Genomic DNA, 14,061 nt, shown 5'->3' on the forward strand with positions numbered 1-14,061 from the left:
AATGATCGTCTTGATAATTTCAATAATTCTCATTGCATTTGTTTTATTTCTTTTTATCAGCCTTGGGTTACATCAACGCTTGCCTTTAGCGTTTAGCAAAATTTCTTTGCAAGACATACCTCGTCGTGCAGCTAAGAAGTATGGAGATAAAATTCTCTTTACCACTGACGTTCCCTGTTCATGGAAAGTGCCCGGGCTTAATGACATCGACAGCGGAAATAATGAATGGAGTGCAAATAAGATATACCTGACAGCCGGCTATGTTGCTGCTTTGCTGCTACAACTTAGAGTAAAGCATGGTGATAGGATAGCTATTTTTAAAAAAAATCATTTTGACATCCATGTTCTTATACTCTCCATTGTAAGGTCTGGAGGAATTGCTTGCCCTGTTAATGGAAAGTTTGACCCTGTTCATTTCTGCGCCTACACCAGCCACATTGGAGCTAAAATACTTATCGTTGATCTTGAAGCGGCCAAGCGATTGCGTAACCAAAATGCGGATATAGGGAACGTTGAAAAAATTATCATTGCAGATAAACAAACATCTAATAGCGATTTTCAAATTCCTCCTGCATGGGGAAAAAAGGGTATCCAGCTATTATGGCTACAGCAAGAGCTAGAGAAGGTAACTGCAGTTGCACCAGAAATAAGTCGAGAATTTGATGATCCTCTATACATTGTTCACTCTTCAGGAACAACAGGTTTTCCTAAGGCAGTGGTGCTACGAAACGGAAAACAATCGCATGCAGTAAAGGGATGGCTTTGTTATGTACACATTTCGAGGACGACCGACAAAGGCTACCTTGCTGTACCCAATAATCACCAAGCCGTTATCTTAACATTCAATGCTATGCTGCTGTTGGGCTTTCGGGCACATTGGTTATCTGCCTATGACCATGAGAACTTCGATGCAGAAAAAGTTATCAAAGAATTATCGGCAAAGAGATATACCGGTTTCTTTGGTTTCCCGGTTACTTATACCCAGTTGAAGGAAGTTGACTTGCGGAAATATAATTTAAGCCGCATGAGATTTTGGGGAACTACCGCAGATGCAAGTCATGAAGTTATTATGAAACATTTTGTGTCAGTAGGTAGGGCCTTTAGTATGCTTGGACTGCCATTTAAAGGATCGGTTTTTTTAGATGCGCAAGGCTCAAGTGAAGTAGGAACTCCCTCAGTAGTAAGGTATGTAACAAGGTTTACAAAGAAATTTAAACGAAGAATTGGGAAACCGGGTTCTACACCTTTTGGACCTGAAATAAGAATTATTACAAAAAAAGGAAGCGTAGCAAAGCGCGGTGGTGAACCTGGAAGGCTCGAGGTAAAAGGCAAAACTGTATTTGATTGTTATTGGAATAATTCGGATTTAACCAACAAAGCATTTACGGATAACTGGTTCTTTACAGGGGACATCTGCCGTTTTAAAAAGGATGGACATATTGTGCAATTAGACCGGGAAGTAGATGTAATTGCAACCGCAAATGGTGATGTGTACAGTTTATTAATTGAAGAAAAAATTCACAAACATCCTGCAGTTTTTGATGCTTGTGTCTATGGCGATACTCGGTCCGACGGCTACTTATTGCCTTCAATAGCAGTTGCAGTAAGGAAGGGATGTCTTATTGATAATGTAGAATTAAAAAAACAACTGAACCAACTGCTGGATAGTAATGAACAACTTTATAATTGTGATATTTTGCGTTGGCAGGATTTTCCTATTGGAGTAACCGGCAAAACTTTAAAAAGAGTATTCCGGGAAAGATCTATTGAAAAGCTAAAATTGTTACGGCAGCATGAAAATAACCCACACAGAAATTTATCGTTATAGCATTCCTATGGAACCCTTTGCAATAGCAACAGGAACCATGCGATCAGCTCAGAACGTTTTCATAAGAGTATTTACGGATGAAGGAATTTACGGCGCAGGCGAGTGCTCGGCATTCCCATATATAACAGGTGAAACACAAGAGACTTGCCTTGTTATGGCCAGAGACTTTGCGGCTTTATGGAAAGAAAAAGATGCACTGAACATTGAAGACAGGTTGAAGGAATTGGACGCCTTTGCAGCCGGTAACCCAACTATCAAAAGTGCCTTTGACATGGCCCTATATGACCTGGCAGCAAAAGTGGCAAACGTTCCGCTATACAAATATTTAGGAGGTGAAAAGCGAACTATTGAAACAGATATAACCATTGGTATCGGGCCGGTGGAAGAAATGGTTGAAAAGGCAAAACAATTTGAAGAGCAGGGAGCTAATATCTTAAAAGTAAAGATTGGTAAAAATGCATACGAGGATGTTGAAAAAATAAGTCACATCCGGCAGGCTGTAAAACCGGGAACGCTGATAAGAGTTGATGCTAACCAGGGTTGGGTATATGAAGATGCCGTATTTGCATTACAAGCTTTGGATCAATTTGACATAGAATTCTGCGAACAGCCAATGCGCACGTGGTACGACGATTATTTACCAGAGCTATGCCACAACGCAGCAGTGCACGTAATGGCCGACGAGAGCTGCTACAACCATCACGATGCAAGAAGACTGATACAAACAAAATCGTGCGACTCCATCAATATAAAATTGGCAAAGTCGGGAGGAATTGCAGGCGCGTTAAAAATCCACCAGCTTGCTGAAGAAGCAGGCATACCCTGCATGATAGGTGGTATGCTTGAAAGCCGCTTTGCTTTGACAGCAAATCTTCACTTTGCATGGGCAAACCAAAACGTGCAGTACTACGATCTCGACACTTGCTTATTGGGGCACTTAGAAGATCCTGTTGTGGGCGGTGCGACTTACGACAAATTTATTCTTGACTGCGCAGATGCTCCCGGCATAGGCGCTGATGTTGACAACGCTTTTTTGTCGCGATGCGAGCATTGGAAGGTTTAAAGGTTTTTGAATGTATATTTAATACTTAACCAAAACCAAAACGAAAGCAATATGAAAACGTACGTCGAACTATGGAAGGCCAAAGCAGCCTGGAACGATCTTTCAAAAGAAGAAAGAGGAAACTACATGAATGCACTTGGTCCGGCAATTCAACAGCTCCTCGATAATGGTGTAAAAATTATTAGCTGGGGCGTAAACGACTCGTCGACTTACAACAGGGTTGATTATGACTTTTTTGCTGTATGGACTTTCCCAAATGATGAAGCCACACAAAGCTTCGAAAAAATGGTAGAAGGTGCAGGATGGTACAATTACTTCGACCAGGTAAATGCAAAGGGAGATTCCTCCACTCCACAAGAAGTGATTGGGAAGATGATTGAGCTGTAGACCTGCAACTTACCCTTGTCAGTAAAAATGAAAGCGCCAGCAAAATGATCATTTTTAAGGTAGCGGTCCTATTCGCTTTTATCATCTAACTAACCAATCCTCTCAATATGAAAATGACATTACTCGGTCTTTCATTTTTACTTTCTACCTCAATATTTGCTCAAAAAGATTCCCTGCCTTCCGGTGTCTATAGCTGGAGCAAAGCAAATGTGCAAAAGACCAGTGGCTTCGAAAGAAGACAGGTATTAAACGGCTCTACGCTCGATCTTGTAAACCTTGAAATCCATACAACTACATTGCTCCCTGGCCAACTAAATCATCCTCCAAAAGCAAGTCCTGATGCTGAAGAACTGATCATCATAAAGGAAGGCAGCGTGAAAGTGACCATAGAAGATTCGACAAAAATTCTAGGGCCGGGAGGGCTGATTTTATTAGTAGCGGGCGATAAACAATCTATGCTTAACACTTCTGATAAGCCGGTTACTTATTATGTATTGGTGTATAGATCGAGAGACGGGCTAAACGTTGCAAGGGGAAAATCGGGAGGTGGATCTTTTATGAAAGACTGGAAAGATTTCGTAACCATCGAAACAGATAAAGGCCAATCCCGTCCGATCTTCGACAGGCCTTCCTCCATGTTTAAAAGATTCGATGTCCATGCCACTACGCTCAATCCCGGGTTCGCCAGTCATCCTCCACATACTCATCGTACCGAAGAGATCATACTAATGATAAGAGGGAATGGTGAAATGCAAATAGCAGAAACCCGTTATCCGACAGCTCCCGGCGACGTTGTCTTAGTTAATTCCAAGGTTCCTCATAATATCAAAAACGTTGGCAACGTTCAATGTAGCTATTATGCTATTCAGTGGCACAGCAACGCCGAATAGTAAAGCTGCAATCGTAGTGGTAATGTTATGTTGCTTCAATTTTTTTTATAGAACGAGCAAGCTACCTCCGTTATTCCTTTGTTGCGTCACACTCTTGTACAACCGTTCTTTATGCAGCACTCAATTCAGAAACCTTCAATCTTATCAGTTTCGCTACTATTGATATATTTTGACCATTTTTTAAATATCTTCAATAAAGCTTGAAACCTATCTTTTTTACAAAAAGAAACGCTACGAGAATTTGCTATTTGCTATATACTTTTCTTAAAACCTTTTATTGTGGAAAGAAGAAGCTTCGTAAAAACACTCGCCCTCTCCGCGGCAGGAACTGCCCTGGGTTCATCCCTTTTTGCGCGACCAGCAAAAAATCCATTAGGTGTCCAGGTATGGACAATCAGGGAGTACCTGAAAAAAGACCTTGTAGGATCGCTGGCTAAGCTAGCCAAACTAGGCTATACAGATCTTGAAGTGTTTGATTACGATGGCACCTATTGGGGCAAGAGCCCGAAAGAATTTAATAAGATTTGTAACGACCTTGGCCTGACTGTAATTAGTTCGCACTACTTCACAGGCCGCCATAACAATACCAAAGGAAGTTTAAAGAACGGGTGGGACAAAGCCGTTGACGATGCTGCAGCGATGAATATAAAATATATGATTTGCGCATGGCTGTATAAAGAAGAGCGCACTAGTATTGATCTTTATAAGGAGTTAAATGAAATGTTGAATAAAGCGGGTGAGACTTGCCGCAAAGCAAACATACAGTTTGGATATCACGGACATAATTTTGAGTTCCCTCCAATAGATGGAATTGTTCCTTACGATTACATTTTGCAAAACACAGATAAGAACAATGTAAAAATGGAGGCAGACCTATTTTGGATAACCAAGGCAGGAGTAGATCCTGTTGATTACTTCACAAAATATCCCGGCCGCTTCCCCTTATGGCATGTGAAGGATATGGAAAGAGGGTCAGAACAATTTGCTGAGGTCGGTCATGGCGTTATTGACTTTGACCGGCTTTTTGCTGCGCGAAAATTAGCAGGCCTCGAACATTGGTTTATAGAACAAGATCAGACAAGCAGGGAACCCTTTGAAAGTTTACGGATGAGCAGGGATTATGTGCTAAGCAAAAAGTACTAGCAGAGCTTTAACGTCCCAAAAATTTCGATTCGTTTATTGGTCGTATATAAGAGCACCTATGTCAGCAATAACACTCACTGTAGCTTCAGAAAAAGACAGGCAAACGATCTATAAAATCAGGCATGCTATCTACGCTAAAGAATTACATCAACATAGTATCAATGCAACCAACGAACTAAGCGATGACCTTGATGTATCCAATCATTACGTTGTTGCTAATATGGATAACGAGATCGCCGGTTTTATCAGTATTACCCCACCTGCATCAACCAAATTTTCTGTCGATAAATACTTCCAACGTTCATCCATTCCCTATCAATTTGATCAGTTCCTTTTCGAGATCCGCTTGCTTACTGTTGTTCAAAAAAATCGAAACAGCCCTATAGCTTTCGCTTTAATGTATGCTGCTTTTCGTTGGGTGCAGTCTCATGGAGGCAGAAACATTGTTGCCATTTGCCGCACCGACCTTATTGACATGTACATGAAAGCAGGGCTTACCCCAACAGGCTCGAAGGCTTCATCTGGTGAGGTAACTTATGAACTATCCCTTGCCTCTATCGACGGACTTCAACGAAAGGTTTTAAATAATCCTGGTGTTTATACAGCCCTACAAAAGCGTGTCAGCTGGCGATTGCCTTTCTTATTCTTTGCACCACCGTCCTGCTATCACGGCGGATATTTTTTTAAGGAAGTCGGAGAAAATTTGCAAACACTGGAGAAAGCAAAACAAGTAATCAACGCTGATGTATTGGATGCATGGTTTCCTCCTTCTCCTAAAGTTGTGACTGCTTTACAAACTCATCTGCCGTGGCTCATACAAACGTCTCCTCCTACTTACGCCGAAGGACTAATCGAAGTGATAGCAGAGACACGGGGAGTTTACGCGCACAACATATTGCCGGGTGCCGGTTCATCTGATTTAATCTTCTTATCACTACGAACCTTTTTAACCCACAAATCGAATGTGTTGATAATTGATCCTTGTTACGGCGAATACATGCATGTGCTTGACCATATCATTCGATGTACGGTAACTCTTTTTACATTAAGTCGTGAGGAAGGTTTTAAAGTCGATACAATCTCCTTATTAGAAGAAATAAGTAAAGGGTACGACATGGTTGTTTTAGTAAATCCAAACAGTCCGACAGGAGTACATATCCCAAAAGATCAGATGATAAAAATGCTAGTTCAAATACCCCCTTCCACGATTGTTTGGATTGACGAAACGTATGTTGAGTATGCAGGACCGGATCAATCTTTAGAACAATTTGCAATGGGAACGGAACATGTCATCATATGCAAATCAATGAGCAAAGTATATTCATTGAGCGGAGTTAGGGCGGCTTACTTGTGCTGTTCACCCCATTTTATTGAGACTCTAAAAAGTTTCACTCCACCATGGGCGGTTAGTTTGCCTGCCCAATTGGCTGCGATTGCTGCGCTTAAAGATCCAAGATACTACGAAGAAAAATATGCTGAAACACACCGTCTACGCAACCAGCTAAAAGAAGATTTAGTTGACCTGGGAATGGTTGATTTGATAGAAGGTATCGCAAACTTCATTTTATTCTATCTTCCGCTACATTCTTTAGAACCTGATATTTTTCTACAGAAATGCCAGGAGGAAAACCTGTTTCTAAGAAACGTTAGCACAATGGGCATAAGCCTGGGGAACAATGCGGTGCGCATAGCAGTTAAAGACGAAGTAACAAATGCGAAAATGATTTCGATCATTAGAAAAGTGCTTGCTTCCAACGGCCAACAAAACATTCCTGCTTCTTTTACTTACCCAATCTCTGAAGGCGTGTATAAATAACACGTACATTTCATTTTTCTATCTAAAATATTCCCATATTTACCATTCTATCACGATTGATCTTAAAATAAAATTCATATGAAAGCTTTTGATTTTAACCGCCGGAAATTTATCAAGAATGCAGCTACCAATGCTGCAGGTCTCACGATTTTTTCAGTGTTATCCAAAGACGCGCAGGCAGCAGCTAAACGTTTTTATACGAGCAGTGCGAAGGAAGACTTTTACCGTTATGAAGGAACCTCGCGTATAAAGTTTTCAGTTATCGGCATTAATCACGACCATATCTATGGAATGATAGGCGCTGTGGTAAGAGGAGGTGGAGAATTAGTTTCGTTTCATGCAAAGGAGGCTGATCTTGCAAGCGCTTTTTCTAAGAGGTTTCCACAGGCAAAGCAGGTAAGTAACGAGAAGGAAATCCTGGAAGATAAATCCATTCATCTTGTCCTAAGTTCCATCATTCCCAACGAGCGCGCGCCATTGGGTGTCCGGGTAATGCAACACGGCAAAGACTATATGGTTGATAAGCCGGGTATAACTACGTTAGAGCAACTTGCCGAAGTTCGTCGGGTGCAGAAAGCAACGAAGCGCATCTACTCCATTATGTACAGCGAACGACTAGAAAACCGAGCTACCGTAAAAGCGGGTGAACTGGTTAAAGCCGGTGCAATAGGTAAGGTTATTCAAACAATCGGGCTTGGCCCGCATAGAATGAACCCTACCAGCCGCCCTGCATGGTTCTTTGAACGCAATCGTTATGGAGGTATTATTACTGATATCGGCTCTCATCAATTTGACCAGTTCCTTTTCTTTACAGGTTCTAAAGAAGCTGAGATAGTGGCGTCGCAAATAGGAAATGTAAACCATCCTCAATACCCCGGAATTGAAGATTTTGGTGATGTTATGCTACGCGGCGATGGGGGTACAGGTTACATAAGAGTTGACTGGTTTACACCAGGTGGACTTAAATCGTGGGGCGATGGCCGCCTGACCATTTTGGGCACAGAAGGTTTTATTGAAATTCGCAAGAACGTTGATATTGCTGGACCAGAAGGCGGTAATCACCTTTACCTTGTCAACCAAAAAGAGACCAAATACATGGATTGCAATAAAGAGCCTTTGCCCTACGGCGAACAGTTGGTTGACGACGTTCTTAACCGCACTGAAACTGCCATGAGCCAGGAGCATTGTTTCCTTGCATCCGAGCTGGCATTGAAAGCACAAAAGCAGGCTCAAAGCATCAAGAAGATAAATGCATAGCCCCTAATCCTACAGGGAAGTAAAGAGGTGAACTGATTAATTCGTTGTAAATGAAAAAACTCCTATTTCTATTTGTTGTTGCCTTTCTCGCTACGTCTTTCACTCAAAAAGAAATTACGTGGGTAGCCATCGGAGATTCAATTACGTATTTGAATGAACATCCTGATGAAGCAGGAAATAGAATTACGAAGGGATATATGACAATGGTGGTTGATAAACTTCCCAACATTCACTATATCAACCAAGGTCACAACGGCTGGACGTCCGGTGGAATAGCCAATGAAATTGAAAAGCTGGGACTGGTAAAAGCAGATGTATATTCTATTTTTTTAGGCACAAATGATTGGTGGCAGGGACGCCCTTTAGGCACTATCACAGACTATAAAAATAATGCAGGAAATAACACTATCTACGGGTCTTTTCGAATTATCATAAATAAGCTTCAAACCTTGAATGCTGATGCAAAAATTATTTTAATCACTCCAATGCAACGCGGCGATTTTGTGTACTTGAAAAACATGAAAAACAACGCCTGGGGTTCGTACAAAGAAAAGAAAGGACAGACACTTGCGCAAGTAGCTGATGCTATAGCTTCCATTGGTCGCTACGAGCATTTCCCTGTTGTTGATCTTTATAAGAATAGCGGTATTAACCTAAAGAACATGGTCAAGTATGAACGCCTGAAGGACCCTGCTACCGGTCAATATAAAAACTACACTTATCCAGCTTATACGAATATTCCTTTCAATCCAGATACCGACGAGTATCCCTATCCCCTTGATGCCGTTAATATGACTTATGACGGACTTCATCCTTCTGATAAAGGTTATGCAGCAATTGCCAAAATGCTTTTGAAGGTTATGAAGAAGTATTAAGGTTAGATTGTAGACAAGTTTACTCCTAATAATACCGTTTATTGTTCGGTAATATTCTCTTACACGGAAATTTTCTGTTTCCAACTATTTAGCCTTGAAAAGCTTCGAACTGTGCACAGGTTTGGCAATGATATTGCTACTTCTTTTTATGTAATTCTTGTAGATAAAGAGTGATTTATGAGAAGGCGAGCGTCAGCTCTATATCGTGCTACTATTAATCGGTAAGTAATTACAAAGGCATTTAATCATTAACTATAAAACGCAATACAATGGAAAGTAACAGCCAGGGACAAGGTGGTAGCGGCAGCGCCGAAAATAAAGGACAAAGCAGGCAGGACCAATTAAGCAAAAGCATGAACGTGAGCTCTGATGAGAGGGAGGATATAGCAGGGCAAACTGGTTTAAAGCCAGAAGATATTGCAGATTTACAGGATGTAGGTGGAATGAGTGGTAGAGGAGATGCAGCCGGAGGCTCAGGCGATAATATGGAAAACACCGGTACCAACAAGCGTACAGATCGTTTTTAGGGAAATTCGGCTTTTTGAGAAGATACTTTGTATTTGGTTTAAACTGTAACAACTAAGAGGGATTAAGACCGGCACGATAAATTCTACTCCAACTTGCATCCCATCGAAAAGGTGCAAGGATTATTACCGAATTAATCTTATCCTAGGTATGCATTATACTGTTTTTGGACTCTTAAAGTGTACGCTTTTACCAGCTGATTTTTTTTAGCTTCAGACTTTGTCTCTGCCGTTAATCTAAGTTTTCCGTTTCCAACTATTAAGCCTGTAATCTCGCAGGTGTTCTTACGATAGTGAATTTTTTCATGATGCGGATAAAATTTATTTTCCCTAATTGTTTTTAGTAAGTCTGGAACAAGAGACTTGAAGTCTCTCATGGAGGAGAAGCTGAGGTCATCAAGGAAAGTAGTAAAGGTTATTTTATGTCTTTTAACGAGAGCCTGAAGTTGTTGAGCAGTTTTAGCAAAAGCGAGATTAGCAAGAATTGGTGAAGTGGGTGCTCCTTGTGGTAAACGTCCTTTATACGTTGTCAGTTTTGTGAGCATTCTCGCATCGTCCCATGAAAAGTTTTTTTCGGTAAAAACGCGGTGAATTTGTGTATTAGTAATGTTATCAAAAAAACTTTTTAAATCTATAGTTAAGAAGAATTTATTATGGATGTGCTGCAATGCGTTATCGATGTTATTTAGTTCTTCAACTGACCCGTAAAAGCAGTTAGGCAATTCAGCCTTTTGCAGGTGATAACATATTTCTTGTTGTATGATTTTAAGTGAAGTTACCGGGGGAGTAAGACGCCTTAGCTTTACCTCGCCCTTATCATCTAATTGAGGTCTACCAAATTTCATCTTTGGTTGTGTCTTCGAATAATAATACTTCTCGGGATTATTAATCATATGGTAAACACTACTGTTACCATGGAGGACTTCTTGTAGGCGTTGTAAGTTTTCTTCCATTTAAAAAAACAAGGGCTAGAACATGTTCGGAATGATTAATAAAGCTCGTCTTAAAATTTTCCCTGCCATTTTGAACCATTGGATCTTCGGCCTTGATAGTTTATCAATTGCCGAAATGAGGATCAATTGTTCCTTCTTTGAAAGTTTGCAATAGTGCTCTGATAGGATGTTTTCCAATCCTTGAAGCAAACGCTTCCGTGTGATTCTTTTCATCTGATAATTTTTACTGAAACGCGTAACTGCGTCCCCCGCCCATTATCGTTAGCAATTATGTTGTTTGCGCTTCAAAGAATTTTGCCCTTGTTTATTTAATTTACCCCCGCCCAATAGGGAGAGATTAATACATGCATTGCTGCATACTTATATAATAACTGCTAAATGAAAAAGAACTTACCGTTATCAAAAGACGAAATACAAATTAATAAACAGGGTAATTTTTAGGAAAAATTGTTATTAACAGAATATGAATAACTAGTGAAGTGTGCACGAGTAAAATGGGCTATCTGAAGAAACGTGAACTACGATGTGTCATAGAACGTGACGCTAATTCCCAGGTCTTTGGCAAACATTGGTTTTATGTCTTCAAAGGTTTCATTTTTGTCTTGCGTAAAAACAAACATGAAAGGGTAGGGACTTTGACCTCGACCAAAATCTACCATAGGAATAGTTGTTTCTATGAGCACTTTACCGATCATACGGCCCGTGTGAACTTTAAACCTTTTAAAAGCACTTTTTCAATTAAGCCCATTTGGTCATAGATCTTGAGTGTTCTTGCCTGCACTGCTATTGCCTTGGTCTTTTCAAAAGGATGAGAGTTTTGTTCAATAATGCGAAAGTTGATGCCAAAGCGGGCGAATTGTGCAGCCATCATTAAACCGGTAGGACCCGCACCAACATAAGGACGGAAGTATGCATGATGAGACCAAATACTCAAACCATGCGAAGCGTCATGGTGGGCTAATAAGGTCTTGTCGTTGCGGGAAACAAAGCAGTTAGCTGTTGTGGTATTTATGCTTCGATCAGTATGAGAAACAAAATTTGATAAAGGATTGAAACGACCTTGCGTTGCTTTCATTCAACTATCACGTGGCAGAAGGTTGCTTATTCAACTCTGAAAACAAATTCTTCCCTGTTGTTTATTCTATTAGTATGAAACTTATTCCCATCATTTTGGCCTTTATCACTAACAGATAGGGAATTGAAAACGTCCATGTTTAAATCAACATTTTTGTACCTGTAAGAAATGGTAGCGTTATAGGGAATAGCCTTATTTGGGCAGTCTAGTAGTAGCATGTCTTTTAAGAGTGAAAGGGAATACGTGCCTCTATAATTTGGTCTGAACCCAACTTTAAGTTTATAGCTGGATTGCCCGCATCCGTATTTATCAATTGCAGCTACTGTTGTTGTCATTGAAAGCTCCCGACGAACGTTAACTCCGTTAAAAGATATAACGTCGCAGAAGCCATTAGCTGGGTTTTTTATAGCCGTTCCGAATTCAAAGTAACTGGCATGAAACGTAATACTTCCAGAGTCTGTACGAATACTTTGTTGAGTTTTTGTGTCAAATAAACTTTTGCCTGTTACTTCTGTTTCAAGCCAAATAGTGTCATTTAAAGAGTAGGCTTTTTTGAGGGGATAAATGTCAACCGGTATTTCGAAGGTGTGTACAAAGGGAGGCACCACCTCTTTCTCGCAACGAAAATTGAGTGTAAGCATTGAAAAGAGTAGGATAGTTACAACAATTAAGGGACGCCTCATATTATGCCTTTCATAAAGGGACTGTTGTAAGTTCAGAAATGCTGCGTATTTGTTTAAAGTAAAGTAACCAGAGAAAAATCAGGACAGAGGCACTGTTACTTTCATTGTTTTGATAGAGAAAAGTAACCAAAGAAAAATCAAGACGGAAAAATAACAGCCCGTTCCCGTTGTAGTTAGTGATGGGGAGTTGGTACTACTGCGGGGGTTGGGCAGTAGTTTTTCTTAAATGTTTTAATATAGGTGTAGTTAATTAAAGTGGTTTTGCTTTTCGTCATTGCAAGGAATGAAGCAATCTACTGTTGTAATATTTAGGCTGTTTATCTCTCTTAATAGCCCCCCTGCTTCGGTTACCAACTCGTGTTATTCTAATACTCGAATATCGTCCCTCTTGAGTGGTGGGAATGTATGGCATTCTTAGAATTAGTGTTGTTAACTTCAATAAAAAGTAAATCATGATTAGCATCAATGATATTCAGCACGATGATATGAGAGTAAAAATTAATCAAGCAATTCTTGAAAAATGCATTATTGAGTTTAAGTACACCAACAAGACTAAAAATAGAGAAGAGACAAGAATAGTTGAGCCATATCTATTAGGTATAAATGAACAAGGAAATCTATTTGTCAGTGGTTATTTTCGAGCGACGGAAGAACAGATAAAAAATGAGATGAAGAGTGAGCATAAGAACTTCTTAGTTGATGGAATTGAGGAAGACAGTCTTATTGTTTCATCTAAAAAGTTTGATAGTCTTAAGGTTGAACATCCTGATAAGATTTATAAAACAACCAAGACTATTGTACTTGCTGTCGCTTATTTTCCTGAGATAATTATCAAAACATACTTCAGTTAATATTAGTCTTTCAATTGAGTAAGAAGATTATTATAATCTTCATGAGAGCCAATCCAGAACCAGATAATTGTTTCGCCTTGTTTTACGCCTAATGCTCTATACGAAAGTCCAACTCGTACTGAATAAATTGCTTGTTCTTTATGTACCTGTTTGAAATGGAGGCTGGGGTGAAAGTTGTCTTGCTTCCACAGGGTATAAGCTTTTCTTGCTCTTTCCTGTATGTCTTTTGGAAGGTTGGAAAAAGCTTTTCTAAATCGTTCTGTAGTTACAGAATTCAATTACCAATCTCCTTGTTTTGTTTTGCCAGCCTTGTATTCAGCAATTGCTTCGTTAGCTAAGTTGCGTAATTGGATTTGGCTGTTCTGTAGTGTGCTTTCCCATTTAATTTCATCTTCAAGCAGTTTTGCAATCTGCTTTTGTTCTTCGTTGTCAAGTTGTTCAACTTTTGAAATTACTTCTTTCAATTCTGCAATCATATCTACACAGTTTTTTTAAAATTACGAATTAAACCGAAGAGTGTAATTTTTGCTAACTATATTCTTGATGGTACACATCATATAAGCTGGTTTACTTTTATTGGTTTAATCCGGATTAGATAATTTCAGTAATATGAATAGCGGCAAACAGACAAGTAAACAGGACTTTAGCTCGGACTTTTTAGATTTTCTAAGTATTTCTTCAGAATCCATTAGTAGGTTCGCGAAAGTGAAAGAAGT

Annotated in this window: 17 protein-coding genes; 10 read left to right on the top strand and 7 right to left on the bottom strand. The window is 39.8% G+C overall.

Annotated elements, in window-relative coordinates:
* The first annotated feature begins 1 nt into the window (after window position 1).
* From SAE01_RS00190 to SAE01_RS00230, 9 genes are all read left to right on the top strand, one after another.
* Window positions 2–1,828, top strand: a complete 1,827-nt coding sequence (locus tag SAE01_RS00190) for a class I adenylate-forming enzyme family protein (RefSeq protein WP_147201512.1) — start codon at window positions 2–4, stop codon at window positions 1,826–1,828.
* Window positions 1,794–2,891 (top strand): mandelate racemase/muconate lactonizing enzyme family protein, encoded by a 1,098-nt coding sequence (locus SAE01_RS00195; RefSeq protein WP_147201513.1) that lies wholly within the window; start codon window positions 1,794–1,796, stop codon window positions 2,889–2,891. The genes SAE01_RS00190 and SAE01_RS00195 overlap by 35 nt, the downstream gene beginning before the upstream one ends.
* Window positions 2,892–2,942: 51 nt before the next feature.
* Window positions 2,943–3,278, top strand: coding sequence for a DUF6616 family protein (locus SAE01_RS00200; RefSeq protein ID WP_147201514.1), 336 nt, complete (start codon window positions 2,943–2,945; stop codon window positions 3,276–3,278).
* A gap of 107 nt (window positions 3,279–3,385) precedes the next feature.
* Complete coding sequence (locus tag SAE01_RS00205) at window positions 3,386–4,168, top strand: cupin domain-containing protein (protein ID WP_147201515.1); 783 nt, start codon at window positions 3,386–3,388, stop codon at window positions 4,166–4,168.
* A gap of 279 nt (window positions 4,169–4,447) precedes the next feature.
* A complete protein-coding gene (locus tag SAE01_RS00210; protein ID WP_246113123.1) occupies window positions 4,448–5,311 on the top strand; it encodes a sugar phosphate isomerase/epimerase family protein in 864 nt (287 codons plus the stop codon).
* 58 nt (window positions 5,312–5,369) lie between these two features.
* Window positions 5,370–7,127, top strand: a complete 1,758-nt coding sequence (locus SAE01_RS00215; protein WP_147201517.1) for a histidinol-phosphate aminotransferase family protein — start codon at window positions 5,370–5,372, stop codon at window positions 7,125–7,127.
* Between the two features lie 78 nt (window positions 7,128–7,205).
* Window positions 7,206–8,384, top strand: a complete 1,179-nt coding sequence (locus SAE01_RS00220) for a Gfo/Idh/MocA family protein (RefSeq protein ID WP_147201518.1) — start codon at window positions 7,206–7,208, stop codon at window positions 8,382–8,384.
* A gap of 50 nt (window positions 8,385–8,434) precedes the next feature.
* Window positions 8,435–9,259: an SGNH/GDSL hydrolase family protein gene (locus tag SAE01_RS00225; RefSeq protein ID WP_147201519.1), complete on the top strand. Its 825-nt coding sequence runs from the start codon at window positions 8,435–8,437 to the stop codon at window positions 9,257–9,259.
* 269 nt (window positions 9,260–9,528) lie between these two features.
* Window positions 9,529–9,786 carry a hypothetical protein gene (locus SAE01_RS00230; RefSeq protein ID WP_147201520.1) on the top strand — a complete coding sequence of 86 codons (258 nt, stop codon included), beginning with the start codon at window positions 9,529–9,531 and terminating at the stop codon, window positions 9,784–9,786.
* 137 nt (window positions 9,787–9,923) lie between these two features.
* Here the strand turns inward: SAE01_RS00230 and SAE01_RS00235 are convergent, their stop codons facing one another.
* The 5 genes from SAE01_RS00235 to SAE01_RS00250 form a co-directional block, all read right to left on the bottom strand.
* Window positions 9,924–10,676 (bottom strand): reverse transcriptase family protein, encoded by a 753-nt coding sequence (locus tag SAE01_RS00235; protein WP_170234038.1) that lies wholly within the window; start codon window positions 10,674–10,676, stop codon window positions 9,924–9,926.
* Between the two features lie 75 nt (window positions 10,677–10,751).
* A complete protein-coding gene (locus tag SAE01_RS00240) occupies window positions 10,752–10,949 on the bottom strand; it encodes a hypothetical protein (protein WP_147201522.1) in 198 nt (65 codons plus the stop codon).
* Window positions 10,950–11,254: 305 nt separating this feature from the next.
* Window positions 11,255–11,431 (bottom strand): hypothetical protein, encoded by a 177-nt coding sequence (locus tag SAE01_RS24340; RefSeq protein WP_170234039.1) that lies wholly within the window; start codon window positions 11,429–11,431, stop codon window positions 11,255–11,257.
* Window positions 11,428–11,811, bottom strand: a complete 384-nt coding sequence (locus tag SAE01_RS00245) for an FAD-dependent monooxygenase (protein WP_147201523.1) — start codon at window positions 11,809–11,811, stop codon at window positions 11,428–11,430. Before SAE01_RS00245 ends, SAE01_RS24340 begins: the two co-directional genes overlap by 4 nt.
* 26 nt (window positions 11,812–11,837) lie before the next feature.
* Window positions 11,838–12,494: a hypothetical protein gene (locus SAE01_RS00250; RefSeq protein WP_147201524.1), complete on the bottom strand. Its 657-nt coding sequence runs from the start codon at window positions 12,492–12,494 to the stop codon at window positions 11,838–11,840.
* A 452-nt stretch (window positions 12,495–12,946) separates the two neighbouring features.
* Between SAE01_RS00250 and SAE01_RS00255 the strand changes: the two genes are divergently transcribed.
* A complete protein-coding gene (locus SAE01_RS00255; protein ID WP_147201525.1) occupies window positions 12,947–13,345 on the top strand; it encodes a WYL domain-containing protein in 399 nt (132 codons plus the stop codon).
* A 2-nt stretch (window positions 13,346–13,347) separates the two neighbouring features.
* Here the strand turns inward: SAE01_RS00255 and SAE01_RS00260 are convergent, their stop codons facing one another.
* Both SAE01_RS00260 and SAE01_RS00265 read right to left on the bottom strand, forming a co-directional pair.
* Window positions 13,348–13,623, bottom strand: coding sequence for a type II toxin-antitoxin system RelE family toxin (locus SAE01_RS00260; protein WP_147201526.1), 276 nt, complete (start codon window positions 13,621–13,623; stop codon window positions 13,348–13,350).
* On the bottom strand, window positions 13,624–13,821 hold the full coding sequence (locus tag SAE01_RS00265; RefSeq protein ID WP_147201527.1) for a hypothetical protein: 198 nt from the start codon (window positions 13,819–13,821) through the stop codon (window positions 13,624–13,626).
* Between the last annotated feature and the right edge of the window lie 240 nt (window positions 13,822–14,061).

Source organism: Segetibacter aerophilus (genome assembly GCF_007991655.1).
In the GTDB taxonomy this organism is placed as follows: domain Bacteria; phylum Bacteroidota; class Bacteroidia; order Chitinophagales; family Chitinophagaceae; genus Segetibacter; species Segetibacter aerophilus.

Coding starts and splice junctions, on each gene's coding strand:
- SAE01_RS00255 (WP_147201525.1), top strand. CDS start 12,947: ATGATTAGCATCAATGATATTCAGCACGATGATATGAGAGTAAAAATT.
- SAE01_RS00225 (WP_147201519.1), top strand. CDS start 8,435: ATGAAAAAACTCCTATTTCTATTTGTTGTTGCCTTTCTCGCTACGTCT.
- SAE01_RS00190 (WP_147201512.1), top strand. CDS start 2: ATGATCGTCTTGATAATTTCAATAATTCTCATTGCATTTGTTTTATTT.
- SAE01_RS00235 (WP_170234038.1), bottom strand. CDS start 10,676: ATGATTAATAATCCCGAGAAGTATTATTATTCGAAGACACAACCAAAG.
- SAE01_RS00245 (WP_147201523.1), bottom strand. CDS start 11,811: ATGAAAGCAACGCAAGGTCGTTTCAATCCTTTATCAAATTTTGTTTCT.
- SAE01_RS00195 (WP_147201513.1), top strand. CDS start 1,794: ATGAAAATAACCCACACAGAAATTTATCGTTATAGCATTCCTATGGAA.
- SAE01_RS00240 (WP_147201522.1), bottom strand. CDS start 10,949: ATGAAAAGAATCACACGGAAGCGTTTGCTTCAAGGATTGGAAAACATC.
- SAE01_RS24340 (WP_170234039.1), bottom strand. CDS start 11,431: ATGATCGGTAAAGTGCTCATAGAAACAACTATTCCTATGGTAGATTTT.
- SAE01_RS00200 (WP_147201514.1), top strand. CDS start 2,943: ATGAAAACGTACGTCGAACTATGGAAGGCCAAAGCAGCCTGGAACGAT.
- SAE01_RS00250 (WP_147201524.1), bottom strand. CDS start 12,494: ATGAGGCGTCCCTTAATTGTTGTAACTATCCTACTCTTTTCAATGCTT.
- SAE01_RS00230 (WP_147201520.1), top strand. CDS start 9,529: ATGGAAAGTAACAGCCAGGGACAAGGTGGTAGCGGCAGCGCCGAAAAT.
- SAE01_RS00220 (WP_147201518.1), top strand. CDS start 7,206: ATGAAAGCTTTTGATTTTAACCGCCGGAAATTTATCAAGAATGCAGCT.
- SAE01_RS00205 (WP_147201515.1), top strand. CDS start 3,386: ATGAAAATGACATTACTCGGTCTTTCATTTTTACTTTCTACCTCAATA.
- SAE01_RS00265 (WP_147201527.1), bottom strand. CDS start 13,821: ATGATTGCAGAATTGAAAGAAGTAATTTCAAAAGTTGAACAACTTGAC.
- SAE01_RS00215 (WP_147201517.1), top strand. CDS start 5,370: ATGTCAGCAATAACACTCACTGTAGCTTCAGAAAAAGACAGGCAAACG.